The sequence below is a fragment of the Viridibacillus arenosi genome (genome assembly GCF_001955655.1).
In the GTDB taxonomy this organism is placed as follows: domain Bacteria; phylum Bacillota; class Bacilli; order Bacillales_A; family Planococcaceae; genus Viridibacillus; species Viridibacillus arenosi.
The window spans coordinates 371,271-396,709 of sequence record NZ_MSPW01000004.1; the positions used below are offsets into that span (position 1 = coordinate 371,271).

General features: G+C 37.7%; 28 protein-coding genes. All 28 read left to right on the plus strand.

The genetic code is table 11. The features are described 5' to 3' along the window. The first annotated feature begins 6 nt into the window (after positions 1–6). Positions 7–1,293 (plus strand): UDP-N-acetylglucosamine 1-carboxyvinyltransferase, encoded by a 1,287-nt coding sequence (locus tag BK137_RS10555; RefSeq protein WP_038180075.1) that lies wholly within the window; start codon positions 7–9, stop codon positions 1,291–1,293. Between the two features lie 103 nt (positions 1,294–1,396). After that, positions 1,397–2,365 carry a class II fructose-bisphosphatase gene (gene glpX, locus BK137_RS10560; protein ID WP_038180073.1) on the plus strand — a complete coding sequence of 323 codons (969 nt, stop codon included), beginning with the start codon at positions 1,397–1,399 and terminating at the stop codon, positions 2,363–2,365. A gap of 136 nt (positions 2,366–2,501) precedes the next feature. Beyond that, a complete protein-coding gene (rho, locus tag BK137_RS10565) occupies positions 2,502–3,785 on the plus strand; it encodes a transcription termination factor Rho (RefSeq protein WP_038180872.1) in 1,284 nt (427 codons plus the stop codon). Between the two features lie 192 nt (positions 3,786–3,977). Beyond that, positions 3,978–4,178, plus strand: coding sequence for a 50S ribosomal protein L31 (gene rpmE, locus BK137_RS10570; protein ID WP_038180072.1), 201 nt, complete (start codon positions 3,978–3,980; stop codon positions 4,176–4,178). Positions 4,179–4,398: 220 nt separating this feature from the next. Next, the gene (locus BK137_RS10575) at positions 4,399–4,992 is read left to right on the plus strand and encodes a thymidine kinase (RefSeq protein WP_038180071.1); all 594 of its coding nucleotides are present in this window, start codon (positions 4,399–4,401) and stop codon (positions 4,990–4,992) included. A 144-nt stretch (positions 4,993–5,136) separates the two neighbouring features. After that, positions 5,137–5,871 carry an N-acetylmuramoyl-L-alanine amidase family protein gene (locus BK137_RS10580; protein ID WP_051448577.1) on the plus strand — a complete coding sequence of 245 codons (735 nt, stop codon included), beginning with the start codon at positions 5,137–5,139 and terminating at the stop codon, positions 5,869–5,871. Positions 5,872–5,999: 128 nt separating this feature from the next. Continuing rightward, complete coding sequence (gene prfA / locus BK137_RS10585) at positions 6,000–7,070, plus strand: peptide chain release factor 1 (RefSeq protein WP_038180067.1); 1,071 nt, start codon at positions 6,000–6,002, stop codon at positions 7,068–7,070. A 1-nt stretch (position 7,071) separates the two neighbouring features. Continuing rightward, positions 7,072–7,929 (plus strand): peptide chain release factor N(5)-glutamine methyltransferase, encoded by an 858-nt coding sequence (prmC, locus tag BK137_RS10590; protein WP_038180065.1) that lies wholly within the window; start codon positions 7,072–7,074, stop codon positions 7,927–7,929. A 43-nt stretch (positions 7,930–7,972) separates the two neighbouring features. Next, positions 7,973–8,581, plus strand: coding sequence for a stage II sporulation protein R (locus BK137_RS10595; protein ID WP_038180064.1), 609 nt, complete (start codon positions 7,973–7,975; stop codon positions 8,579–8,581). 103 nt (positions 8,582–8,684) lie between these two features. Further along, the gene (locus BK137_RS10600) at positions 8,685–9,731 is read left to right on the plus strand and encodes an L-threonylcarbamoyladenylate synthase (protein WP_038180062.1); all 1,047 of its coding nucleotides are present in this window, start codon (positions 8,685–8,687) and stop codon (positions 9,729–9,731) included. 238 nt (positions 9,732–9,969) lie between these two features. Continuing rightward, positions 9,970–10,464 carry a manganese efflux pump gene (locus tag BK137_RS10605; RefSeq protein ID WP_038180060.1) on the plus strand — a complete coding sequence of 165 codons (495 nt, stop codon included), beginning with the start codon at positions 9,970–9,972 and terminating at the stop codon, positions 10,462–10,464. 56 nt (positions 10,465–10,520) lie between these two features. Next, positions 10,521–10,961, plus strand: coding sequence for a low molecular weight protein arginine phosphatase (locus tag BK137_RS10610; protein ID WP_038180057.1), 441 nt, complete (start codon positions 10,521–10,523; stop codon positions 10,959–10,961). A gap of 2 nt (positions 10,962–10,963) precedes the next feature. Then, positions 10,964–12,259, plus strand: coding sequence for a methyl-accepting chemotaxis protein (locus BK137_RS10615; RefSeq protein WP_038180054.1), 1,296 nt, complete (start codon positions 10,964–10,966; stop codon positions 12,257–12,259). Between the two features lie 378 nt (positions 12,260–12,637). Continuing rightward, positions 12,638–13,078, plus strand: coding sequence for a ribose 5-phosphate isomerase B (gene rpiB, locus BK137_RS10620; RefSeq protein ID WP_038180051.1), 441 nt, complete (start codon positions 12,638–12,640; stop codon positions 13,076–13,078). A 14-nt stretch (positions 13,079–13,092) separates the two neighbouring features. Next, entirely contained in the window at positions 13,093–13,641 is a 549-nt protein-coding gene (locus BK137_RS10625) for a TIGR01440 family protein (RefSeq protein WP_038180048.1), read from the plus strand. A 21-nt stretch (positions 13,642–13,662) separates the two neighbouring features. Further along, on the plus strand, positions 13,663–14,898 hold the full coding sequence (gene glyA, locus BK137_RS10630; protein ID WP_038180046.1) for a serine hydroxymethyltransferase: 1,236 nt from the start codon (positions 13,663–13,665) through the stop codon (positions 14,896–14,898). A gap of 553 nt (positions 14,899–15,451) precedes the next feature. Continuing rightward, a complete protein-coding gene (upp, locus tag BK137_RS10635; RefSeq protein WP_038180043.1) occupies positions 15,452–16,081 on the plus strand; it encodes a uracil phosphoribosyltransferase in 630 nt (209 codons plus the stop codon). A 21-nt stretch (positions 16,082–16,102) separates the two neighbouring features. After that, on the plus strand, positions 16,103–17,218 hold the full coding sequence (gene wecB / locus BK137_RS10640; protein ID WP_038180040.1) for a non-hydrolyzing UDP-N-acetylglucosamine 2-epimerase: 1,116 nt from the start codon (positions 16,103–16,105) through the stop codon (positions 17,216–17,218). 527 nt (positions 17,219–17,745) lie between these two features. Next, positions 17,746–18,117: an ATP synthase subunit I gene (locus tag BK137_RS10645; RefSeq protein WP_038180038.1), complete on the plus strand. Its 372-nt coding sequence runs from the start codon at positions 17,746–17,748 to the stop codon at positions 18,115–18,117. A gap of 28 nt (positions 18,118–18,145) precedes the next feature. Then, complete coding sequence (gene atpB / locus BK137_RS10650; RefSeq protein ID WP_038180036.1) at positions 18,146–18,859, plus strand: F0F1 ATP synthase subunit A; 714 nt, start codon at positions 18,146–18,148, stop codon at positions 18,857–18,859. A 76-nt stretch (positions 18,860–18,935) separates the two neighbouring features. Next, positions 18,936–19,160 (plus strand): F0F1 ATP synthase subunit C, encoded by a 225-nt coding sequence (gene atpE, locus BK137_RS10655; RefSeq protein ID WP_038180035.1) that lies wholly within the window; start codon positions 18,936–18,938, stop codon positions 19,158–19,160. Between the two features lie 168 nt (positions 19,161–19,328). Next, entirely contained in the window at positions 19,329–19,850 is a 522-nt protein-coding gene (gene atpF / locus BK137_RS10660; RefSeq protein WP_038180034.1) for a F0F1 ATP synthase subunit B, read from the plus strand. Further along, a complete protein-coding gene (locus tag BK137_RS10665) occupies positions 19,847–20,383 on the plus strand; it encodes a F0F1 ATP synthase subunit delta (RefSeq protein WP_038180033.1) in 537 nt (178 codons plus the stop codon). The genes atpF and BK137_RS10665 overlap by 4 nt, the downstream gene beginning before the upstream one ends. Before the next feature lie 27 nt (positions 20,384–20,410). Beyond that, positions 20,411–21,928: a F0F1 ATP synthase subunit alpha gene (atpA, locus tag BK137_RS10670; protein ID WP_038180032.1), complete on the plus strand. Its 1,518-nt coding sequence runs from the start codon at positions 20,411–20,413 to the stop codon at positions 21,926–21,928. 53 nt (positions 21,929–21,981) lie between these two features. Then, entirely contained in the window at positions 21,982–22,839 is an 858-nt protein-coding gene (atpG, locus tag BK137_RS10675) for an ATP synthase F1 subunit gamma (RefSeq protein ID WP_038180030.1), read from the plus strand. 46 nt (positions 22,840–22,885) lie between these two features. Then, the gene (gene atpD, locus BK137_RS10680; protein ID WP_038180029.1) at positions 22,886–24,301 is read left to right on the plus strand and encodes a F0F1 ATP synthase subunit beta; all 1,416 of its coding nucleotides are present in this window, start codon (positions 22,886–22,888) and stop codon (positions 24,299–24,301) included. 24 nt (positions 24,302–24,325) lie between these two features. Then, on the plus strand, positions 24,326–24,730 hold the full coding sequence (locus BK137_RS10685; RefSeq protein WP_038180026.1) for a F0F1 ATP synthase subunit epsilon: 405 nt from the start codon (positions 24,326–24,328) through the stop codon (positions 24,728–24,730). Positions 24,731–24,810: 80 nt separating this feature from the next. Next, a complete protein-coding gene (locus BK137_RS10690) occupies positions 24,811–25,047 on the plus strand; it encodes a DUF1146 family protein (RefSeq protein ID WP_412104676.1) in 237 nt (78 codons plus the stop codon). The last annotated feature ends 392 nt before the right edge of the window (positions 25,048–25,439 follow it).

Here is a 25,439-nt window from a genome sequence, read left to right on the forward strand (position 1 = left end):
ATTTACATGGACGTTTATAAAATTAACGGCGACAAGCGTTTGCAAGGTACAATCAAAGTAAACGGCGCTAAAAATAGTGCTGTGGCCTTAATTCCAGCATCCATATTGGCTAATTCACCCGTCACGATCGAAGGCTTACCAGAAATTCTAGACGTTACAACATTGAAAGCCTTACTTGAAGAAATTGGTGGAGAAGTACAATTTTCTGACGGTCATATGGTTATTGATCCTCGAGGAATGGTTGATATGCCTTTACCAAATGGCAATGTCAAAAAACTTCGCGCTTCGTACTATATGATGGGAGCGATGTTAGGACGATTTAAAAAGGCTGTTATTGGATTACCTGGTGGTTGTCATTTAGGACCACGCCCGATTGATCAACATATTAAAGGCTTTGAAGCATTAGGCGCTAAAGTAACAAATGAGCATGGTGCAATCTATTTACGAGCTGATGAATTAGTAGGTGCTAAAATCTATTTAGATGTTAGCAGTGTAGGGGCCACTATTAACATCATGCTTGCTGCAGTTAAAGCAAAAGGACGCACAGTCATTGAAAATGCTGCAAAAGAACCCGAGATTATTGATGTTGCCACGTTACTAACGAATATGGGAGCTAAGATTAAAGGTGCAGGTACGAACGTTATTCGTATTGATGGCGTTGAAGAGTTACACGGTACAAATCATACAATTATTCCAGACAGAATAGAAGCTGGTACATTTATGATAATGGCCGCAGCAATTGGTGATGGTATTATAATCGATAATGTAATTCCTTTACACGTAGAAGCTGTTACAGCGAAACTACGAGAAATGGGCGTCAAAATCATTGAGGAAGAAGAGAGAATCATCATTCCTAAAGTTGAAAAACTTCAGGCTGTTGATGTGAAAACTCTTGTATATCCAGGTTTCCCTACGGATTTACAACAACCCTTTACTGTATTATTAACACAATCTCAAGGTTCATCAGTCGTGACAGATACAATCTATTCTGCCCGTTTTAAACATATTGATGAAATAGCCCGCATGGGAGCAAATGGTAAAGTAGAAGGACGTACAGCCATTATTAATGGTTCGACTAAGCTAGAAGCTGCTACAGTTACTGCTACAGATTTAAGAGCAGGTGCAGCACTGGTTATTGCAGGCTTATTAGCTAAGGGCGAAACAGAAATCCATGACATTTTCCACATAGAAAGAGGCTATAGTTCATTGGTTCCGAAGCTACGTGCGCTTGGTGCAGATATTCGCCGTGAATCGCTACCTTCAGAACAAGAAAACAAAGCCACAAATAGATAAAACTGAAAAAAAGTCGCACAGAATTATCTGTGTGCTACAATAGATTTAGTTTTAAAGGATTCCAACCATTTAATGAGTTGGAAAGCGGGAGGATAAGTTAAAAATGAAACGCAGTTTATCAATGGAAGTAGTACGTGTTACAGAAGCAGCAGCAATTGCCTCAGCAAGATGGATGGGCCGAGGATTGAAAATGGAAGCAGATGACGCAGCAACAACAGCCATGCGTCAAGTATTTGATTCTATTCCTATGCAAGGAACAGTCGTAATCGGTGAAGGTGAAATGGACGAAGCACCAATGTTATATATTGGTGAACAATTAGGTCATGATGAAAATGGACCTCATGTCGATATCGCCGTAGATCCTCTAGAAGGGACGAATATCGTAGCAGCTGGTAGTGGTAACGCACTAACTGTATTAGCAATCGCTGATCGCGGAAACTTACTTCATGCACCTGATATGTACATGGAAAAGATTGCAGTAGGTCCAGAAGCAGCAGGGAAAATTGATATTAATGCACCAGTAATTGATAACTTACGTGCAGTAGCTAAAGCAAAAAACAAAGATATTGAAGACGTAGTAGCGACTCTATTAAATCGTGATCGTCACCAACATATTGTTGATCAAATTCGTGATGCTGGTGCTCGTATTAAATTTATCTCTGATGGAGATGTAGCAGCAGCAATTAACACAGCTTTTGATGAAACAGGCGTAGATATTCTATTCGGAATGGGTGGAGCTCCTGAAGGTGTAATTGCCGCAGTAGCATTAAAATGTCTTGGTGGAGAATTCCAAGGTAAATTAATTCCGTCGAATGATGAAGAGATTGAACGTTGCAAAAAGATGGGTATCGAAGTTAATAAAGTATTATATATGGATGACCTTGTTAAAGGTGACGATGCAATCTTCGCCGCAACAGGTGTTACAGATGGAGAGTTACTAAAAGGTGTTCAATTTAAAGGTGGGCACTGTACAACTGAATCAGTTGTTATGCGTGCTAAATCTGGTACTGTTCGTTTCATCGAAGGACGCCATAGCCTAACTAAAAAACCAAATCTATTTATGGAATATTAAACTTCAATATTAATTGCCCGGCATTTGCCGGGCATCTTCTTAAAGTACATTTCATTCATTTACTCGCAATTCTCACACATCTATGTTGACCAAATTCATCTATACAAAAAACTTATATAAGAGTGGTGCTATGTCTATGACGACAATGACAATTTCTCAGCTTGAAGATATGAAACTGAAAGATTTGTATGCGCTTGCGAGAGATTATAAAATTTCATACTATAGTAAGCTGACAAAAAAAGAATTAATTTTTGCGATTTTAAAATCAAGAGCAGAACAAGAAGGCTACTTCTTCATGGAAGGTGTCCTTGAGATTATTCAACAAGAGGGCTTTGGTTTCTTAAGACCTATAAATTATTCACCAAGCTCTGAGGATATTTATATCTCAGCATCTCAAATCCGTCGATTTAGTTTACGTAATGGTGATAAAGTAACGGGGAAAGTGCGCCCGCCAAAAGAAAATGAGCGCTATTATGGTTTGTTACATGTAGAAGCGGTAAATGGGGAAGACCCTGAAACTGCAAAAGAACGAGTACATTTCCCAGCATTGACACCGCTATACCCGGATCGTCATATTAAACTTGAAACAACTCCTGCAAAGTTATCTACACGTATTATGGATTTAGTAGCACCAGTAGGTTTTGGTCAACGTGGACTTATTGTGGCTCCTCCAAAAGCGGGTAAAACATTACTTTTAAAAGAAATTGCAAATGCAATTACAGAGAAATATCCTGAATCTGAACTTATTGTACTATTAATAGATGAACGGCCTGAGGAAGTAACGGATATTGAGCGCTCAGTAGCAGCGGACGTAGTTAGCTCAACATTCGATGAATTGCCAGAAAATCACGTTAAAGTAGCAGAGTTAGTGTTAGAACGAGCTATGCGATTAGTAGAACATAAGCGAGATGTTATTATCTTAATGGACTCTATTACTCGACTTGCGCGTGCATATAACCTTGTTATTCCTCCAAGTGGACGAACTTTATCTGGTGGTATTGACCCTGCTGCATTCCATCGTCCGAAACGCTTCTTCGGTGCTGCACGTAATATTGAAGAAGGTGGTAGTTTAACAATATTAGCTACTGCATTAATCGATACAGGCTCTCGTATGGATGAAGTAATTTACGAAGAGTTCAAAGGGACAGGTAACTTAGAGCTTCATTTAGATCGTAGTCTAGCAGAACGTCGAATCTTCCCAGCTATTGATATTCGCCGTTCAGGAACTCGTAAAGAAGAACTACTAATTCCAAAAGACCAACTAGATAAACTGTGGGCGATTCGTAAAACATTCTCAGATTCATCAGATTTTGCGGAGCGATTCCTAAAAAAATTACGTCAAACAAAAACGAATGATGAGTTTTTTGAACAGCTAAATTCAGACATGAAGGCTGCTCGAAACGGTAAAGGATTACTGTAAAAACAAAGTTATTTTCTACTAAATTATAAATTCATATAATTTATTTGCTTGCAACACTGTATAGTTTTTGATATAATTCATACAGTATTGCAATAAACGTGTTGCATATGCGGCAAACTAATCTGGGTCGTGTAAGGCAACAGTTCGATAAACTCTGTTCCAGATGGTTCAGGGCGAAAGGAGATCATACACATGAAACAAGGTATTCATCCAGACCATAAAGAAGCAACAGTAATCTGCTCTTGTGGTAACACTTTCAAAACTGGTTCAGTAAAAGAAAAAATCGTAGTAGAATTCTGCAACGAATGTCACCCATTCTATACTGGCCGTCAAAAATTCGCGTCTGCTGACGGACGTGTTGATCGTTTCAACAAAAAATACGGTATTAAATAATTTAACCCGTATATACAAAATACCTGCCCGGCAAGTAATTGCTAGGCAGGTATTTTTCTTGCGCCAAAATGCTTTTTCGTGTAGTATAAAGCTCGTTCGTTTAAAATAAAAAGCTGTGTAAGTGGATTACATAACATAGTTTTTATATAAAAAAAAGAGAAGTATTCTCTCTATTTTTTCGTTATGATGTTGGATATAAGTGTTGAAAGGAGTCTAATTCATGTACGTAATGACTCAAAATGGTTGGATTGAAGTAATATGCGGAAGTATGTTTTCAGGGAAATCGGAAGAACTAATTCGCCGTGTTCGTAGATCTCAATTTGCAAAGCAGAAAATTGCAGTTTTTAAACCTGAAATTGATAATCGTTATAGTGAAGAGGCAGTTGTAAGTCATAATGGCACAACAGTATTAGCAAGACCTATCAAATCTCCCAAAGATATATGGGATCACATTTCAGATGATTTCGATGTAATTGCAATTGATGAAGCACAATTTTTTGAAGATGATATTGTAGAAATCGTTCAACAATTAGCTAATCACGGTTTCCGTGTAATATTAGCTGGACTTGATCAGGATTTCAAAGGAGTTCCGTTCGGTCCGATGCCTAAGTTAATGGCAATCGCAGAGTTAGTAACAAAATTACAAGCAGTATGTAGTGTATGTGGATCACCATCGAGTCGTACACAGCGCTTAATTAATGGACAACCTGCAGGAATCGATGACCCGGTTATATTAGTAGGTGCTTCGGAGGCGTATGAACCTCGCTGTAGACATCACCATGTAGTGCCAGTAGGAAAATCAATTTCTCAGTAAGAGTAGCTTGAAGGCTGCTCTTTTTTTACGTTTAAAATGGAGGTTTTAATTTACATAAATAATCATTTTACCCTAAATTGGATTTTGTTATATTGAGGTATGCTAGTATTAAATATAGTAAATCTATTTTTAAAAGGGGAACATATGAAGAATGTTATACTAATATTGTTTTCGTTTATCGCTTTAATCGCTATTTTCTCAACAGTTCCAGTAACTGCAAAATCGGCAATAAAGAAATCTAGCAAGAAAATAATAGTTATCGACCCTGGCCATCAGCAATATGCCAATATTGATGTTGAACAAATTGGGCCGGGTGCACTTAAAACGAAGTATAAAGTGACAGATGGTACGCATAGTCCCTATACAAACAAAAAAGAATCCAACCTTACTTTAGAAGCATCTAAAATGCTAGGCAATACATTAAAAAAGCGTGGCTATAAAGTAATTTATACACGTACAAAACAAAATGTGAACATAAGTAATCGTGAACGTGCCAATATTGCTAATAAAAGCAAAGCGGACATCTTTTTACGTATACATGCAGATGGGTCCATTGATAAAAAAGAAAAAGGTTTTTCGATTTTAACGCCATCATCAAAAAATCCATACATATCAAAAAGTATTAATAAAAAGAGTCTAGTAATTTCAAATGAAATTATACAAAAGATAGAAAAAAATAAAAAAATTAAAGATATAAAAGGAATTATTTATCGGGATAACCTATCAGGAGCAAATTGGTCGAAGGTACCTGGAGTGTTGATTGAATTGGGTTACATGACAAATAAGGAGGAGGACAAAAAGTTAGCAGATCCATTATATATAAAAAGCCTGACTAATAGTATAGCTGATGGTATTGATCAATATATAAAGAAAAAATAACGATCAATTCTCAAAAGAGTAGCGATAGCAGCTCTTTTTCATTATACTATTGAAGGAGCATATTTCGGCAAATAGCTAATCACAAGTTGATTTAAATAAATTTCCAAAAGAAAGGTCAAGGTGAAAAAATGTTTGATCGCCTACAAGCCGTTGAAGATCGTTACGATCGATTAAATGAATTACTTAGCGACCCTGAGATAGTCAACGACTCAAAAAAACTAGCGAAGTTTTCAAAAGAACAGTCTGATATCAGTGAAACAGTAGAAGTTTATCGAGAATATAAAGAAGTGAAACAACAGTATCAAGAAGCAAAAGAAATGTTTGAGGATAAACTAGACCCTGAAATGCGTGAGCTAGTAAAAGAAGAAGTAAATGAATTAGAAGAGCAAATTACAAAATTAGAAGACCACCTACGTCTTTTATTAATTCCGAAAGATCCTAATGACAATAAAAACGTTATTATGGAAATCCGCGGTGCTGCTGGCGGTGATGAAGCCGCTCTATTCGCCAATACATTATTCCGTATGTATAGTCGATATGCTGAAGCACAAGGTTGGAAAATTGAAGTCATGAACGCCAACCCAACAGAACTTGGTGGCTATAAAGAAATTGTCTTCATGATTAACGGACAAGGCGCATACTCAAAATTCAAATTCGAAAGTGGCGCACATCGTGTACAACGTGTACCAGAAACAGAATCACAAGGTCGTGTGCATACTTCAACATCAACTGTAGTAGTAATGCCAGAAGCCGAAGAAGTAGAGTTAGACATAGCTGATAAAGATATCCGAGTAGATATTTATCACGCAAGTGGTGCGGGTGGACAGCACGTCAATAAAACGGCATCTGCTGTTCGTATGACACATATTCCAACAGGCGTAGTTGTTGCAATGCAAGATGAGCGTTCTCAATTAAAAAACCGTGATAAAGCGATGAAAGTATTACGTGCGCGTGTATATGATAAATTACAACAAGAAGCACAAGATGAATATAATGCAGAACGTAAATCTGCAGTTGGTACAGGTGACCGTTCAGAGCGTATCCGTACTTATAATTTCCCACAAAACCGAGTTACTGATCACCGTATCGGTTTAACAATTCAAAAGCTTGATCAAATTATTGAAGGTAAGATAGATGAAATCTTCGATGCATTAATCTTAGAAGAACAAGCAAACAAACTTGAAAGCCTAAACGATTAATATGACGAGACAAGTATTTGAGGCCCTCAACCGGGCTTCTTCTTTTTTACAAGAAAACGGTCGAGAAGAAGGAGCTGCACGATTACTTTTACAGCATGCATTAAATACATCCTATACAGGATTAATGATCATCATGCGAGATGAAATGACGGAGGCACAGTGGGAAAACTATTTTAACATGATTGAGGAACATAAGAGTGGTCGCCCTATTCAGTATATTACGGGCTCAGAAGAGTTTTACGGTCGAACTTTTAAAGTAGATGAATCAGTCCTAATTCCTCGTCCAGAAACAGAAGAGTTAATCGTAGAAGCACTAAAACGCATTAAGAAACTATTTTCACCTACATCATCCATTCAAATAGCAGATATCGGAACAGGTAGTGGCGCAATTGCAATAACGATGAAAAAAGAAGTACCTCAAGCGACTGTAATCGCAACAGATATTTCTCTAGCAGCACTTACCACAGCCGAGAATAACGCTAATCAATTAGATGCGAAAATAACTTTCAGAGAGGGAGATTTAACAGCACCTCTAGTACATGAACAATGGGATGTTGTGTTATCTAATCCCCCTTATATAGCTTTTGATGAAGCAAAGGAAATGTCTGATATCGTTTTAGAACATGAGCCGCATAGTGCATTATTTGCAGAAGAAAGTGGACTAGCTTTATATCGGAAGCTTGCTGAAGATTTGCCACCTCTTATGAAAACACCAAGTTTTATTGGCGTAGAGATTGGTTATAAACAAGGGAAAGCAGTAGCGGGGTTTTTCAAAGAAAAATTTCCACAGGCCAAAGTAGAAATAGTAAAAGATATTAATCAAAAAGATAGAATGATTTTTTGCGAGATTAGTGAATAAAACATCTGAACCCTGTCTATCCTTGTGACAGGGAGGGATTAAGATGATACCAGATTACAAGAATATCGAAATGCCAAAACAAGAAACAAAAACAATAACAAAAACAAAAATGATGCCAGTGCTACAATTTATTGCAGCCCTGCTTTTTATACAAACACTTTTATTTTTACTACCACAGTGGTTTACGCAGGATACTTCACCAATTGCAGATGCTGATCAAATGAGATTCCGTATTGTTGCAAATAGCAACTCAACACAAGATCAGCTTATTAAACAAGATATGTTAAAAGAAATAGAACCTATTATTAAACAGCTAGCTTTCCAAACAAATGGAACGGGAATGGAACAGAATCTAGCAGTTGTGGAACACGAAATTCAAAATAAATTATCCACAAAATTCAGTCAGCAATCGATACAGGTTTCTAGGAAACAAGAATTATTCCCGGCTAAAAGGTATGAAGGATTTTTATATCCACAAAACTACTATGATGCACTTGTCGTGACAATTGGTAGTGGTAAGGGGGATAATTGGTGGTGCGCGTTATTCCCAAAAGTATGTTATCGCGAAGAAGAACCAAAAAAACCAGAAGAAACAAAAGAGGAAACTCAGAAGTTTTTCATATGGGAATGGTTAAAAGATATCTTCTCATAATAGGTTATGCACAATATTTGTAAAATTGTCCACAATATACACAAAGTTATCAACAAATTGTGTATAACTTTCTGAAAACTCTTGAGTGAAGGGAGATACAGAGATGGAAACTAAACGTCTAAATGTGGACATGAATGTGGATAATGGAAAAAGTTATGCACAAGCTGTGGATTTGTTAAATAATGGAGAGGTAGTCGCTTTCCCCACGGAAACTGTATATGGTTTAGGTGCAGTTGCTACGGATGAAGCAGCTGTAAAGAAAATCTTTGCAGCAAAAGGTCGTCCTTCCGACAATCCACTTATCGTTCATATAGGTACTTTCGAAGAACTAGAAAATTACGTCGACCATATTTCGCAAAAAGCAAAACTTTGTATGGAAGCGTTTTGGCCAGGCCCTCTAACAATGATTTTCAAAGCGAAACCAAATGTACTTGCTACTAGTGTTACAGCTAACTTGGATACAGTGGGGATTCGTATGCCTAATCATGCAGTTGCATTACATTTACTCCGACAATTAGGGAAACCAGTAGCCGCTCCAAGCGCGAATAGAAGTGGTAAGCCTAGTCCGACAGAAGGTATCCATGTTGAAGAAGATTTAAATGGAAGTATCCCCATGATTTTGGATGGAGGCACTACAGGTATTGGTGTTGAGTCCACTGTACTAGATCTAACATTGGACACACCTGTTATCTTACGTCCAGGTGGTGTCACAAAAGAAATGCTAGAAGTTGTTATTGGCCCTGTTTCTCAACCGTCACATACAGAACAAAATAGTGGCCAGGCGCCAAAAGCACCAGGTATGAAGTATACTCACTACGCCCCAAATGCTCCCGTTTATTTGATAGAAAAAGAAGAAAAAACAATTGCTAATGCTCTTGAGACTTTACATGAAAAAGGGCTTAAAGTGGCGTTACTAGCACCAGAAAATTTAAGCCATCTAGAAGCTGATTGGTTTTTTACTTTTGGTCAAAAGGATACAAATGAAGAGATGGCAGTTAATCTATATCATGCTTTACGTTCGTGCAATGCAACGACAGCAGATCTTGTTCTTGCTACAACTACTTCAACAGAAGGTGTCGGTGCAGCAATTATGAATCGCCTCGAGAAGTCCGCAGGTGGTAAATGGTATTCAGCAGATATTCAGCTTTAACTGAGGGTGAATTTATCTAGTGGAAGCCATTAATTAATTTCTGATACTAAGCTGTTCTTTCTATATAAAAGAGAGAACAGTTTTTTTGTATATAGATTAAAGAGAAAAAGAGATATACGTAATTTCATCTTGGGACATAATTACACTTTAAACGTGAAGCAACACATTAGAAAGCTAGCATAAAGCCGAACATCCCTTGCATATCGTAAAGAGATATCCAAAAGCAAGGGGGAACAGCGTGCAGGAAATAATAGCAGGTGTTATTACAGCGTTAGATGTACTCGCCCTATTTCTTATTTTACCGAAAGTTCGTTTTCGATTTGCCCTTTCCTGTTGGACAGCCGGTCTCCATGTTATATTTCCACTAATCGGTTTTTATGTAGGGGAATGGGCTGCCCAATATTTAATTACAATTGCCAAGATGCTCTCCGGTGCATTACTCAGTTTGATAGGTCTACAACTCCTATTATCAGCTAGAGTTAAAGAGCCACCCAATCTCTCTCCTATATTATTAGCTGTTACTGCAAGTCTTGATACCTTTTCAGTTAGTGTATCTTTTGGTATGCTTCAACTACAGAAGAGTTTATTTATTATGAGTACGGGTATAACAACTTTTATCTTTTCTTACATCGCTTTATCAATAAAAAGAAAAACACCAGTTAATTTAGGTATAATGTTACAGGTGATAGCGGGTGTTGCATTACTTTTAATGGGGATATTATCTATTATTTAATAATTATATGGAACATTATTACTACTATGATATATAATGAGGAATGAGGGTGTGTAATGAATATTTATTTTATATGTACTGGAAACACTTGTAGAAGTCCAATGGCAGAAGCTATTTTAAAAGCAAAGAAATTAGATGATTTGGAAGTTCGTTCAGCAGGTATTTTCGCAATGCCTGGTGGTGAAATTTCAGAGAATGCTAAAGTGGTGTTATCAGAGGCGAATATTTTTACAGAACATGTTTCAAAACAAATTGAAGCAGAGGATTTACAGTGGGCTAATCTTATTTTGACGATGACATCAGCTCATAAAGAAATGATTTTGCAGGCTTACCCATCTATCTCTGATAAAACATTTACATTGAAGGAATACATTGCGCCATATGGCTCTTATGATGTTTCAGATCCATTTGGAGGAGATGTCCATTTGTATCGTCAAACGTTCCAGGAGTTAAATAAATTAATTGATGCACTCGAAACGAAATTATCGGAGGGCTAACGATGAATAAACGAAGTGTGAAGCATTCTTTTGGATTGAGAAAGCAACTCGTATTATTTGTATCAATTTTAGCAATCATCACTTATTCAACCAGTTTGATTTTTATCGAATATATTCAACCACAATTTTTCCCAAATATTAATCGAGTAATATTTGAAATTATTACTTATGCATTAGGTATTATATGGTCTGGTATTTTAGCAGCAGCATTTAGCTCATTTATTATTAAGCCATTGCAAAATCTAGAGGCTGCTACAAATCGTGCAGCAGAAGGCTACATAGGAGAAGATGTAGATTTACCAAGATCAAATGACGAGATAAGAGCGCTGGCAGTAGCATTTCAGTCTATGCTCGAAAATCTCCGCAAAATGGTAGATAGTATTGAACAAAATTTCCAATCGACTAACGAAACGGTGTTAAGTTTATCAAAGGAAACTGAAAATGCAGCTAGTCAAGCAGAGGCAGTCTCTCTTACAATTGCACATATTTCTGAAGGCGCTGAAAGCTCAGCAGTATCTATTCAGCAAACAGCAGAGGCACTTGAAGATATTCAAGTGATAGCTAAGGAAGTTAACGGGCGTGCAGAATTATCCTCGAAACATTCTGAGCGCATGATGAGAGAACTAACATTTACAACAAAAAAAATTGAAGATCTTGTAACAGGCATAAAACAAATTGTCTCAGGTAACAAAGATGCACTTGGAAATATCCATCAACTCGAAAGTAATGCGAAACAAGTTGAACGCATTATCCAATTGGTTGGAGATATTGCTGCACAAACAAATTTATTAGCATTAAATGCGTCAATTGAAGCTGCCCGTGCTGGAGAGCATGGTAAAGGCTTTGCGGTTGTTGCTGAAGAAGTACGGCAATTAGCAGACCAAAGTGCAGAAGCTGTACAAGGTATTACAGGATTAATCCAAACGATGCAATCAGATGTGCATAATGTTGTAGAGCAAATGACTTCTCAAGTAGCTTTTGCAGTCAAAGAGGTAGAGAGAGTATCAGAAACAACAAACGCAGTAGAAGGAATGACTTCAATCGTTCATGAAATGGCAGATTCCGTTGTTGAAATATCCCAATTCGTGGAAAAACAATTGCATAATATTGAAACAACTGCTCATCAATCTCAAGAAGTAGCTGCCATAGCTCAACAAACATCTGCTGGTGCACAAGAAGTTCGAAGTGTAACGGAGGAGCAAGCTAGGTCAATCGAAGAAATTGATCAATTATCGAAGCATTTGAAAATGCAATCAGAAGAGTTGTATAAAATGATACTGCAATTTGACCGCTCCTAATCAATAATCTGTACATAATGACTATCATGAAAGCCCTTATGTGGCTATTGTGATAGTTTTTTTACTTTTAAAGAAGGTATATTTTAGTTAGAAATAACACTTACTATCTTAAAGCTCAATAATAGCTTGCACGAATTTGCAGATAATTGTATAACAAAATGATTTCAATGAGAAATTCATTGAAATCCGAATTAAATACTTAGAAATGATGATTTATATTCGGTAATTGAACATTAATATCTGTGATATACACTGTTGAAAGAATAATATTCGTGTTTTTATTTAAAACTTTTATTTAAATACTGTGAAAAATATGTCTTTCTATAGCTAGAAGTGGTAAACTATTGTTGAATAAAATTATCGAAAAGAGGGAACCCATTGAAAATTGCGATTTCATCAGACCATGGTGGCAACAATTTACGAAAAGAGATTATGACACTGCTAGAAGAGCTAGGCATAAACTACGACGATTTTGGACCACAATCCTCTGATTCAGTTGATTATCCTGACTATGCACTACCAGTTGCAGAAGGTGTAGCAAGTGGAAAGTATGATCGAGGTATTTTAATTTGTGGAACAGGCATAGGTATGTCTATCGCAGCTAACAAAGTGAAAGGTATTCGATGTGCATTAGTTCATGATTTATTCAGTGCAAAAGCAACTAGATGCCATAACAATTCAAACGTGTTAGCAATGGGAGAACGTGTAATTGGCCCAGGACTTGCACTTGAAATTGTGCGAACTTGGTTATCTACAGAATTTGAAGGCGGACGTCACGAACGACGCGTTGAAAAACTTGCAGAGATTGAAAACGACTAAGAAGGTCATAAATTATGAACTTACAACAAATAACAGATCAACTACAACAGCTTCTAACTGAGTTAGAGCAACAAGCAACGTTCCGTAAAGGGCAACTCTTTGTTGTTGGTTGTTCAACTTCAGAAGTCAAAGGACAAAAAATCGGTACATCTGGTGGTTTAGAAATAGCAGAAGCACTGTACAAACCATTACATGCATTTGCAGAAAATCACGAATTATCTTTAGCATTCCAAGGTTGCGAGCACCTCAACCGTGCTTTAACTTTAGAACGTAAAGTAGCGGAAGACTACCGACTTGAGCCGGTTTCAGTTATTCCTGCCCAAACAGCAGGGGGCTCTATGTCGACTTACGTATATAATCAGCTTACAGATCCTGTCGTTGTAGAAGAGATACAAGCACATGCTGGTATAGATATCGGTCAAACATTAATTGGCATGCATTTAAAAAGAGTGGCAGTTCCTGTTCGTACTTCCATAACCCATATAGGTGAGGCAGTTGTGACAGTTGCGATAACACGCCCCAAATTAATTGGTGGCGAAAGAGCAGTTTATAAAAAAGACTAGATTACAGGGGGAATATGTATAATGATCAAACTTGCAGCACTAGACACAGCGGTATTTGAAGCAATGGAAGCGGAAAAAGCACGTCAACAAGCCAATATTGAATTGATTGCATCAGAAAACATCGTTTCAGAAGCAGTGATGGAAGCACAAGGTTCAGTATTAACAAACAAATACGCTGAAGGCTATCCTGGCAAACGTTATTACGGTGGATGTGAACACGTGGATGTTGTTGAAAACATCGCACGTGACCGTCTAAAAGAAATTTTTGGCGCAGAATATGCTAACGTTCAACCACACTCAGGTGCACAAGCGAACATGGCCGTATATTTCACAATCCTTGAACAAGGCGATACCGTATTAGGTATGAACTTATCTCATGGTGGTCATTTAACTCATGGTAGCCCTGTAAACTTCTCAGGCGTACAATACAACTTCGTAGAGTATGGCGTAACAGAAGATACAAATGTAATTGACTATGAAGATGTTCGTCAAAAAGCGCTTGAGCATAAACCAAAATTAATCGTTGCAGGTGCATCTGCATACCCTCGTCAAATAGACTTTGCTAAATTCCGTGAAATCGCTGACGAAGTAGGTGCATACTTCATGGTAGACATGGCGCACATCGCAGGTCTAGTTGCTGCTGGTGAACATCCAAACCCAGTACCATATGCTGATTTCGTAACGTCTACAACACACAAAACTTTGCGTGGACCTCGTGGGGGACTTATTCTTTGTAAAGAAGAGTTTGGCAAAAAAATCGACAAATCGATCTTCCCAGGAATCCAAGGTGGTCCATTAATGCATGTCATCGCTGGTAAAGCGGTAGCGTTCGGTGAAGCACAACAACCAGAATTCAAAGAATACATTGGACAAGTTGTGAAAAACGCAAAAGTATTCGGTGAAGCACTTCAAGCTGAAGGCATTAATTTAGTATCAGGTGGAACAGATAACCATTTACTATTATTAGATGTTCGTTCTATGGGGTTAACTGGTAAAGTTGCAGAAGCATTACTTGATGAAGTACAAATTACAGCAAACAAAAATACAATTCCTTTCGAAACAGAAAGCCCATTCGTAACTTCAGGAGTTCGTGTTGGTACAGCTGCAGTTACTTCTCGTGGTTTCAAAGAAGATGATATGAAAGAAGTTGCTTCAATCATTGCATCTGTTCTTAAAAACCCAGAAGATGTAGCGATTAAAGCAGAAGCACAAAAGCGTGTTGCGGCATTAACTACTAAACACCCACTATACGCATAATTTAATAGTTTAATAAACTATAATAATAGTCGAAGCTACTTTTGTTCATTCAAAAGTAGCTTTTTTAATATTCGATCTTAAAAAAGTAGAAATCACTTTTTTAAGATGAGAAGATTTTAAAATAGTTTAAGCAATTATGATAGAGCTAAAATCATACAGCTTTGAAACATCCTTGATGATTATTTAGTTGGCTTTTGATCATGAAACTATTTAAAGAATTCGACATTCAAGAAAAGTGAAATATGTTGAAGCATTATTGATAATATATGTACCTAGTACTTTTGCAATTATCCGTATGATTATTTAATTAGCTAATAATCTCCTCATGTTATCGGTATCAGAAGGGGTTGAAACATTTCAAAGAATAGTGGTTTTATTAGTTTAGGTTGTATAATTGGACAGGGTTACTATTTTAATAAGCCATTAACACTAGAACAAGTTGACGAATTACTCGGCAAAATATAACAAATTAAAAAAACGCAACGGACTCATAGTCAAACTGCGTTTTTCTGGTATAATAGTCAAGATAAATAAAAGTAGGGAGAGGAACACTTTGGGTAAAGTATACGTATTTGACCATCCATTAATTCAACATAAGCTAACATACATTCGCGACAAAAATACAGGAACGAAAGAATTCCGTGAGCTTGTAGACGAAGTGGCAACTCTTATGGCATTTGAAATCACTCGTGATTTACCATTAGAAGAAATTGAAATTGATACACCAGTAACAACAGCTAAAACAAAAGTATTATCAGGTAAGAAGATAGCTATTGTTCCAATCTTACGTGCTGGTATCGGTATGGTAGACGGAGTATTAAAACTAATCCCTGCTGCAAAAGTAGGTCATATCGGATTATATCGTGATCCACAAACTTTAAAGCCAGTCGAGTATTATGCGAAACTTCCTGCTGATGTAGAAGAACGGGACTTCATCATCGTAGATCCGATGTTAGCAACAGGTGGTTCTGCAATTGAAGCAATTAACTCTTTGAAAAAACGTGGTGCTAAAAGTATTAAATTCATGTGCCTAATCGCAGCTCCAGAAGGTGTGAAAGCGATTCATGATGAGCATCCAGAAATCGATATTTATATCGCTGCACTTGACGAAAAGTTAAATGACCATGGTTATATTATTCCTGGTTTAGGTGATGCTGGAGACCGTTTATTCGGTACAAAATAATGCGAAGGTGGTGCAAGGTCATTGCGTAAAAAATGGAAAGTGATGACTATTTTTGGAACAAGACCAGAGGCCATTAAAATGGCTCCCCTAGTTTTAGAATTACAAAAACATTCAGATCAAATCGAAACAATTGTGACAGTGACAGCTCAACATCGACAAATGCTCGATCAAGTGCTGGATACATTCAAAATTACGCCAGATTATGATTTGAACATCATGAAAGATCGCCAGACACTTGTCGATGTCACAACTAGAGGGTTAGAAGGTTTAGACCGAGTGATGAAACAAGCTAAACCGGACATCGTATTAGTTCATGGGGATACGACCACAACATTTATCGCAAGCCTCGCAGCCTTTTATAACCAGATTGCAATAGGTCACGTTGAAGCTGGACTACGAACAGGTGACAAATATTCCCCATATCCAGAAGAAATGAATCGTCAGCTTACTGGTATTATGGCAGATATTCATTTTGCACCAACAGAGCAGTCTAAACAAAACCTATTGAAAGAAAATAAAGCGAATAGCACGATTGTAGTTACAGGTAATACTGCAATTGATGCATTAAAAACAACTGTTAACACATCTTACAGTCATCCAGTGCTTGAACAAATTGGACAAGATCGTATGATTTTACTAACTGCACATCGCAGAGAAAATTTAGGCGAACCAATGCGCCATATGTTTAAGGCTATAAAAAGACTTTTAGTAGAGCATAGTGATATACAGGTTGTTTACCCCGTTCATATGAACCCAGCTGTACGCGAAATTGCCAATGAAATACTTGGAGACGAAGCGAAAGTTCATTTGATCGAACCACTTGAGGTTTTTGATTTCCATAATTTTGCTGCTAAATCATACATGATTTTAACAGACTCAGGTGGCGTACAAGAAGAAGCGCCTTCTCTAGGGAAGCCAGTTCTGGTTCTTCGTAATACGACAGAACGTCCCGAAGGAATTGAAGCAGGTACTTTGAAATTAGCAGGTACGGAAGAGGAAACTATTTATAGCTTAGCAAAAGAGCTTTTAATAGAAGAGAATACGTATAATGCTATGGCTCAAGCTTCAAATCCATATGGTGACGGATTTGCCTCAAAAAGAATTGTCGAAGCTTTACTGACCTATTTGGAAAAGTGAAATCAATAATTTAATGAATAGAAACTACCTTATGATTTGTTATAAGTAATTTGTAAGGTAGTTCTATTTCTGTCTATAAATAGATGAAAAACTAACTTAAGGCAATATTGTTGTAAATTTGTCGACAATTTGACAAGGTTACCACCTTTGTGAAGTTTTTCACTCTAACCAATTGACATGAAATATTCACTATTGTATGCTAACTAAGGGTAAGAATGATAAGGGTTCCTTAACTGTAAACAATCTACAATTACTTGAGTTATCAAGTTTCTACTAGATTTACAGTTTGGGCATAATTTGTAAATTTGTACGGTATTGTGCATCAATTTTGGTGTCCTTATATGCGGTGGTTCTCCATTAAAAGCTTATCTCTCACATTTAATATGGATTCCGATTCATCTCTTTATGAGAGTAGATTACGGCTTCCGCCCCGCAAGTAGTTTTAAATGACTACTTATCCGGCATCCAACCGGTGGTCAGCTATTACTTCCGTCATTCGAAAATAAGATTCAGGAGATCAAAGACCAATGCTAGAATTGCATCAGATTTTTGCTAAGCAGAAAAGAATGCTATTTTTTTTGCTCGCATTTTGTGCGTTAGGATGGGCTTTTACGCCATATCAAACAGTATTCGCTGGTCTCGCATTAGGTGCGCTTTTTGGTCATTATAACTTTTGGATTCTAGTCCGAAGAATGGAACGATTTGATCGCTCTATTAGCGAAGGAAAGAAAGTGGCATCACTAGGTTCGGCTTTTCGCTTTGCATCAGGTATTGCTGCAGTAGCGGTTGCTACCATGTTGCCAAAGTATTTTCATTTAATTAGCACGGTCATTGGGCTAATGATTCCGTACGTTCTGCTTTTAGTAGACAGGATCGTATTTCATGTAAAATACCAATAAGCGCATTTGAAAGAGAGGTGAATGCAAAGTGCAACATGAAAATCCACATTTTGAATTGTGGGGACTAGGATTTAACCCAGGTAATATTTTAATGTTAGTGGTAGCAGCGTTAATAGTTTTCTTAATAGCTTTCATTTCGACACGAAACTTAAAATTGAAACCAACAGGCATGCAAAACTTTATGGAGTGGGTTATGGACTTCGTAAAGAATATTATTGGCAGCAACATGGACTGGAAAACAGGTGGTAAGTTCCATATACTTGGAATCACGCTGATTATGTTCATCTTCGTTGCGAATATGCTTGGTCTTCCGTTCTCAGTCATAATTCATGGAGAATTATGGTGGAAATCACCAACAGCAGATCCAATCGTTACTATGACACTTGCCGTTATGATAATTGTATTATCTAACTACTATGGTGTTAAAGCGAAAGGATTCAAAGGGTATCTTGGAAGTTTCGCTCAACCGATGGCTTTCTTATTCCCATTGAAGATTATTGAAGAGTTCGCAAATACGTTAACTCTTGGTCTACGTCTTTACGGTAACATCTACGCAGGTGAGATCCTTTTAGGATTACTTGCAAGTATGGGGACGCTTTGGGGAGGATTAGGTTTCTTCGCAGCAGTAGTTCCAACAATGATTTGGCAAGGTTTCTCGATCTTTATCGGTGCAATCCAATCATTTATTTTCGTTATGTTAACAATGGTTTACATGTCTCACAAAGTGAGCGAAGACCATTAAGTATAAAATACTTAATTTAATAAGTTAAGTAGCTGACACACAAAAAACTTTATATTTCCAAGGAGGAAAAATTTCAATGGTAGGTTCAGTTGGTTTATTAGCAGCAGCAATCGCAATCGGTTTAGGTGCACTTGGTGCAGGTATTGGTAATGGTATGATCGTTTCAAAAACAGTAGAAGGTATCGCTCGCCAACCAGAAGCACGTGGCGTTCTTCAAACAACAATGTTCATCGGGGTAGCATTAGTTGAGGCCCTACCGATCATCGCTGTAGTAGTAGCTTTCATCGTAATGAACAAATAATCGTCTTTAATTGTTTTATAAAAAAATGGCGAAGAGACTTTTCGATAAAGGAAAACTTCGCCATTCCTTTATGTCTTTAAGGCATAATATTCCTTTAGACAATACATCTTACTAAGATTCAATCATATAAGATTTGAACTCTAAGCTCTTGAAGGGAGTGAAACAATCGTGTTTTTAGACTATCTAGTACTAGGAAATTCTGCTGAATTTATTAATGGTGGAGATATCCTTGTAACGTTAGCAGTTTTCATTATCCTAATGTTCGCTTTGAAAAAAGTGGCGTGGGGTCCATTGATGGGAATCATGCAACAACGTGAAGAATTAGTTGCTAGTGAAATCGAGTCAGCTGAAAAGAGCCGTCAAGAATCACAACAACTTTTAGAAGATCAACGTAGCCTTCTTAAAGAAGCGCGTGTAGAAGCACAAACGATTGTTGAAAACGCGAAGAAACAAGGCGACTTGCAAAAAGAAGAAATTATTTCTGCTGCTCGCGCTGAAGCATTGCGTTTGAAAGAATCAGCTGTGCGTGATATCGAGACTGAAAAAGAGAAAGCTATTGCTGCTGTTCGTGGAGAAGTGGTTTCACTATCTGTACTTGCTGCATCTAAAGTTCTTGAAAAACAAGTCTCAGTAGAAGAGAATCGTGCTCTAATTGAAGAAACGATTGCGAAGGCAGGGGAAACTCTATGAGTCAATCGACTGCAGCGAGTCGCTATGCCAAAGCATTGTTCCAATTGGCACAAGAAAAACAATTACTAACTGAAGTAAGTTCTGACTTACGTGAAGTGAAAGTTGTTTTCGAGGAGAACAAAGAGTTATTCCAACTTTTAGATTCTCCAAAATTAGAAGACAAAGAAAAGAAAGAACTTGTTTCTAAAGTATTTGCTTCTGTTCAACCAATCATTGTGAATGCAATTAAAGTCTTAATTGATAAAAAACGTATTCATGAAGTAGTAAGTGTGATTGAAGAGTTCATCCGTTTTGCTAATGATACGCAAGGCGTAGCAGATGCAATCGTATACACTACTCAGCCTCTTACAGAAGATGAAACACAACGCATTTCTACGGCATTCGCTCGTAAAGTGGGTAAAAATACACTTAATATTACAAACGAAATCGATCCATCTTTAATTGGTGGGGTTCGACTTCAAATCGGTAACCAAATTTTTGACAGTAGTATTTCACACAAACTAGCTGGCTTAAAACGTGCGTTAATCGGTTAATTATAAAGAATTTGAGAGGTGAGAAACATGGGCATCAAAGCTGAAGAAATCAGTGGACTTATTAAGCAGCAGATGGAGAATTACCAATCTGCAATGGAAGTTAGCGAGGTAGGTACAGTTATCACAGTTGGTGACGGTATCGCTCGTGCTCATGGCCTCGACAACGTCATGGCTGGAGAATTGCTTGAGTTCTCTACTGGTGTACTTGGTATGGCACAAAACTTGGAAGCGAACAACGTAGGTATCGTTATCCTTGGACCAACTAAAGGCATCAATGAAGGCGATGAAGTGCGTCGTACTGGCCGTATTATGGAAGTACCAGTTGGTGAAGAATTGATCGGTCGTGTTGTCAATTCACTAGGTCTTCCTGTTGATGGTTTAGGACCAATCAACACTACAAAATCTCGTCCAATCGAAAGCCCTGCTTTCGGAGTAATGGATCGTAAATCAGTACATGAACCATTACAAACAGGTATTAAAGCGATTGACGCATTAGTTCCAATCGGTCGTGGTCAACGTGAGTTAATCATCGGTGACCGTCAAACTGGTAAAACTGCTGTTGCAATCGATACAATTTTAAACCAAGCAGACCAAGATATGATTTGTATCTATGTTGCTATCGGTCAAAAAGAATCTACTGTACGTGGCGTAGTTGAAACACTTCGTCAACACGGTGCACTAGATTACTCAATCGTTGTAACTGCATCTGCATCTCAACCATCACCATTATTATACCTAGCTCCTTATGCTGGTATCTCAATGGCAGAAGAGTTCATGTTACAAGGTAAACATGTATTAATCGTATATGATGATTTATCTAAGCAAGCATCTGCTTATCGTGAACTTTCATTACTTCTTCGCCGTCCGCCAGGTCGTGAAGCATATCCAGGGGATGTATTCTACTTACACAGCCGCTTATTAGAACGTGCTGCTAAGTTGAACGAAAAATATGACTGTGGTTCAATCACAGCACTTCCATTCGTTGAAACACAAGCAGGGGATATCTCAGCTTATATTCCAACAAACGTAATTTCTATTACGGATGGACAAATTTTCTTACAATCTGACCTATTCCACTCAGGTGTACGTCCAGCGATTAACGCAGGTCTTTCTGTATCACGTGTAGGTGGTTCAGCTCAAATTAAAGCAATGAAAAAAGTTGCGGGTACACTACGTCTTGACTTAGCTGCATTCCGTGAGCTTGAATCATTCGCTCAATTTGGTTCTGACCTAGATAAAGCTACTTCAGCTAAATTAGAACGTGGTAAACGTACTGTAGAAGTTCTAAAACAAGATCTTCACAAACCTATTAAAGTTGAAAAACAAGTTACAATTCTATATGCACTAACAAAAGGATTCTTAGATGATATTCCTGTACAAGATATCGTTCGTTTCGAAAACGAATTATACGCTTGGTTAGATGCAAATGACGAAAGCCACAAAAACGTTTTAAATCATATCCGTACTACTCAAGGACTTCCATCTGATGAAGACATGGCAGAAACTTTAAATGCTTTCAAAAAAACTTTTGCTAAATCAGAATAAGATCTGATAGTTTTACGTCAATATAAAATAAACGGTAAGGTGGTGAAATACCAGTGGCATCATTACGCGACATAAAAAAACGTATCACATCGACTAAAAGCACAAGTCAAATCACGAAAGCGATGCAGATGGTTTCTTCTTCTAAAATGACACGTGCTGAAGCAAACGCTAAAGCTTACGTTCCATATATGGAGAAAATTCAGGATGTTGTAGCTGCAATTGCAGCAGGTACTCCAGACGGGTCACACCCGATGTTAGTATCTCGTCCAGTTAAGAAAACGGCTTATTTAGTTATTACTTCTGACCGTGGTCTTGCAGGTGGTTATAACAGTAACGTAATTCGTACTGCTAAAAACGCTATGGATGAACGACACAACTCTAAAGATGAGTTTGTTATCATCGCTATCGGCCGTATGGCAAGTGAATTCTTTGCGAAACGTGGATATAACGTAGTAGATGAAGAAATTGGTCTACCTGACCAACCTTTATTTGCTGACATTAAACAAATCGCTCGTAAGGCTGTTGGTATGTTCACTGATGGTACATATGATGAACTTTATATGTACTACAGCCACTTTGTCAGTGCCATTCAACATGAACCAACTGAGAAAAAGGTACTGCCAATTACAGACATCGCAGCATCAAGCACAACTGCATCTTATGAATTCGATCCATCTGGTGAAGCAATTCTTGAAGTATTGTTACCACAATACGCAGAGAGCTTAATATATGGTGCGTTGCTCGACGGTAAAGCTAGTGAACATGCTTCACGTATGACAGCAATGAAGAGCGCAACCGATAATGCAAACGAACTTATTAGTTCATTAACACTTGTATATAACCGTGCACGACAAGCGGCAATTACACAAGAAATTACAGAAATCGTTGGTGGAGCTGCAGCCTTAGAATAGGCGCTCTCCAGCTTCTGTAATGCAAGTACGATAGGAGGGGAAAAGTATGAAAACAGGACACGTTCTTCAAGTAATGGGTGCCGTTGTTGACGTTCAATTCGACAACTCATCATTACCAGAAATTTACAACGCGCTTACTGTAGAAATTAAACGCCCTGGTGAAGAGCCTCAAACACTTACTCTTGAAGTAGCACTTCACCTAGGAGACAATGCTGTCCGCACGATTGCTATGTCATCTTCAGATGGCTTACAACGTGGCGCAGTAGTAACAGACCTTGGTGCTCCAATCTCAGTTCCAGTTGGTGACATCACTCTTGGACGTGTATTCAACGTACTTGGTGAAACAATCGATTTAGCGGAAGAAATTCCAACAACTGAACGCCGTGACCCAATTCACCGCGAAGCACCAACATTTGAAAACCTTTCAACTCAAGTTGAAATCCTTGAAACAGGTATCAAAGTAGTAGACTTATTAGCACCATATATTAAAGGTGGTAAAATCGGTCTGTTCGGTGGTGCCGGTGTAGGTAAAACGGTACTAATCCAAGAACTTATTAACAACATCGCTCAAGGACACGGTGGTATCTCTGTATTCGCCGGTGTAGGTGAACGTACTCGTGAGGGTAACGATTTATTCTTCGAAATGAGCGACTCAGGCGTTATTAAGAAAACAGCAATGGTATTCGGTCAAATGAACGAGCCACCAGGCGCACGTATGCGTGTAGCTTTATCTGGTCTTACTATGGCTGAATATTTCCGTGATGAACAAGGTCAAGACGTACTTCTATTCATCGATAACATTTTCCGTTTCACTCAAGCAGGTTCTGAGGTTTCTGCGCTATTAGGTCGTATGCCTTCTGCCGTAGGTTACCAACCAACTCTTGCTACTGAAATGGGTCGTTTACAAGAACGTATTACGTCAACAAACAAAGGTTCTGTAACTTCTATCCAAGCGATCTATGTACCAGCCGATGACTATACTGACCCGGCTCCGGCTACAACTTTCGCCCACTTAGATGCAACTACTAACCTTGAGCGTAAACTTTCTGAAATGGGTATCTACCCAGCGGTTGATCCATTGGCTTCAACTTCTCGTGCACTATCACCAGATATCGTAGGTGTTGAACACTATGAAGTTGCTCGTCAAGTTCAACAAACTTTACAACGTTACAACGAATTACAAGATATCATCGCTATCCTAGGTATGGATGAATTATCTGATGAAGATAAATTAACAGTTGACCGCGCTCGTCGTATTCAATTCTTCTTATCTCAAAACTTCCACGTAGCGGAACAATTCACTGGTCAAAAGGGTTCTTATGTACCTGTTAAAGAAACTGTTAAAGGTTTCCGTGAAATTCTTGAAGGTAAATATGACAAATTACCAGAAGATGCATTCCGTCTAGTTGGTCGTATTGAAGAAGTTATCGAAAAAGCGAAAAGTATGGGTATTGAACTTTAATACTAGGGACGAGGAGGAAAAAATATGAAGACCATAACAGTCAACATTGTCACTCCCGACGGCCCAGTATACGATTCAGAAGTCAACATGGTGATTGCTAAAACTGTAACGGGTGAGATGGGTATTTTGCCTGGTCACATCCCTACAGTTGCGCCACTAGTAGTAGGTGCTGTACGTCTGGACTCAGACAAGCATACTGAATTAGTAGCAGTTAGCGGCGGTTTTGTTGAAATTCGTCCTGATAAAGTAACGATTTTAACTCCTTCAGCTGAAACAGCAAGCTCAATCGATCTTGCTCGTGCAAAAGAAGCGTTAAATCGTGCTGAACAGCGACTACAAAGTAAACAAGACGGCATTGATTTCAAGCGCGCTGAACTTGCACTTAAACGCGCTATGAACCGTATCAACGTTAAAGAGGGTAACATCTAAGCTTTATAAATAGAATTGCGGGCAGAATTTTTCTGCCCGCTTTTTTAAGATTTATTTAAAAGGAGATGAGAAATGTGGATATAACAGCATCAATTGGTCAAAATGCACTAATTAGCATTATTTCACATATATTTTTTATAGGGATCTCATTCTATGCTTTACAAGCAATTATGTTTGAAAAAGTATTTAAAAAAAATCATGTTTTTCAAATACAGTTGCTATTTATTTTATTAAGTATCGCAATTGGGTCAACTGTTTCGAATTTTTTCCTAACATTTTCTGGATGGTCAAGTCAGCTTCCATATCTCTTTGAGTAACTTGTTTTATATGTAAAAACCAATTATAATATAATATTTTTTAGTTTATCCGTCATTTTGACAAGATTAGCTAAAATTTTTGAACTCTTACAGAGGGAACGCTTTCATTATTGCTAGATATTTGTTATGGTTGAATTTGTGAGAGCATATTATTATTTTTCCATATAGAATAATAATTACCCAGGAAATATTTTGTGGAAATTTGTTTTATTTTAATAGTAATTGGGTATATAAAATGGGCGTCCAGTTTTCTAAAATCAGACACCATTTGCGCAAACTTTGCGTAAAGTATAATGTCTATAGTTAATTGTTATCACTTAATTAAATAGTTTGTTGGATACTTGCCATTAGGCAAAAAAAAAGGTAACATGTTAAATGCTTTGTTTACTAAT

Coding starts and splice junctions, on each gene's coding strand:
- glpX (WP_038180073.1), top strand. CDS start 1,397: ATGAAACGCAGTTTATCAATGGAAGTAGTACGTGTTACAGAAGCAGCA.
- prfA (WP_038180067.1), top strand. CDS start 6,000: ATGTTTGATCGCCTACAAGCCGTTGAAGATCGTTACGATCGATTAAAT.
- rho (WP_038180872.1), top strand. CDS start 2,502: ATGACGACAATGACAATTTCTCAGCTTGAAGATATGAAACTGAAAGAT.
- BK137_RS10615 (WP_038180054.1), top strand. CDS start 10,964: ATGAATAAACGAAGTGTGAAGCATTCTTTTGGATTGAGAAAGCAACTC.
- BK137_RS10580 (WP_051448577.1), top strand. CDS start 5,137: ATGAAGAATGTTATACTAATATTGTTTTCGTTTATCGCTTTAATCGCT.
- BK137_RS10625 (WP_038180048.1), top strand. CDS start 13,093: ATGAACTTACAACAAATAACAGATCAACTACAACAGCTTCTAACTGAG.
- BK137_RS10595 (WP_038180064.1), top strand. CDS start 7,973: ATGATACCAGATTACAAGAATATCGAAATGCCAAAACAAGAAACAAAA.
- BK137_RS10685 (WP_038180026.1), top strand. CDS start 24,326: ATGAAGACCATAACAGTCAACATTGTCACTCCCGACGGCCCAGTATAC.
- BK137_RS10555 (WP_038180075.1), top strand. CDS start 7: ATGGACGTTTATAAAATTAACGGCGACAAGCGTTTGCAAGGTACAATC.
- BK137_RS10665 (WP_038180033.1), top strand. CDS start 19,847: ATGAGTCAATCGACTGCAGCGAGTCGCTATGCCAAAGCATTGTTCCAA.
- prmC (WP_038180065.1), top strand. CDS start 7,072: ATGACGAGACAAGTATTTGAGGCCCTCAACCGGGCTTCTTCTTTTTTA.
- BK137_RS10610 (WP_038180057.1), top strand. CDS start 10,521: ATGAATATTTATTTTATATGTACTGGAAACACTTGTAGAAGTCCAATG.
- glyA (WP_038180046.1), top strand. CDS start 13,663: ATGATCAAACTTGCAGCACTAGACACAGCGGTATTTGAAGCAATGGAA.
- atpA (WP_038180032.1), top strand. CDS start 20,411: ATGGGCATCAAAGCTGAAGAAATCAGTGGACTTATTAAGCAGCAGATG.
- atpE (WP_038180035.1), top strand. CDS start 18,936: ATGGTAGGTTCAGTTGGTTTATTAGCAGCAGCAATCGCAATCGGTTTA.
- BK137_RS10645 (WP_038180038.1), top strand. CDS start 17,746: ATGCTAGAATTGCATCAGATTTTTGCTAAGCAGAAAAGAATGCTATTT.
- rpmE (WP_038180072.1), top strand. CDS start 3,978: ATGAAACAAGGTATTCATCCAGACCATAAAGAAGCAACAGTAATCTGC.
- BK137_RS10600 (WP_038180062.1), top strand. CDS start 8,685: ATGGAAACTAAACGTCTAAATGTGGACATGAATGTGGATAATGGAAAA.
- atpD (WP_038180029.1), top strand. CDS start 22,886: ATGAAAACAGGACACGTTCTTCAAGTAATGGGTGCCGTTGTTGACGTT.
- BK137_RS10575 (WP_038180071.1), top strand. CDS start 4,399: ATGTACGTAATGACTCAAAATGGTTGGATTGAAGTAATATGCGGAAGT.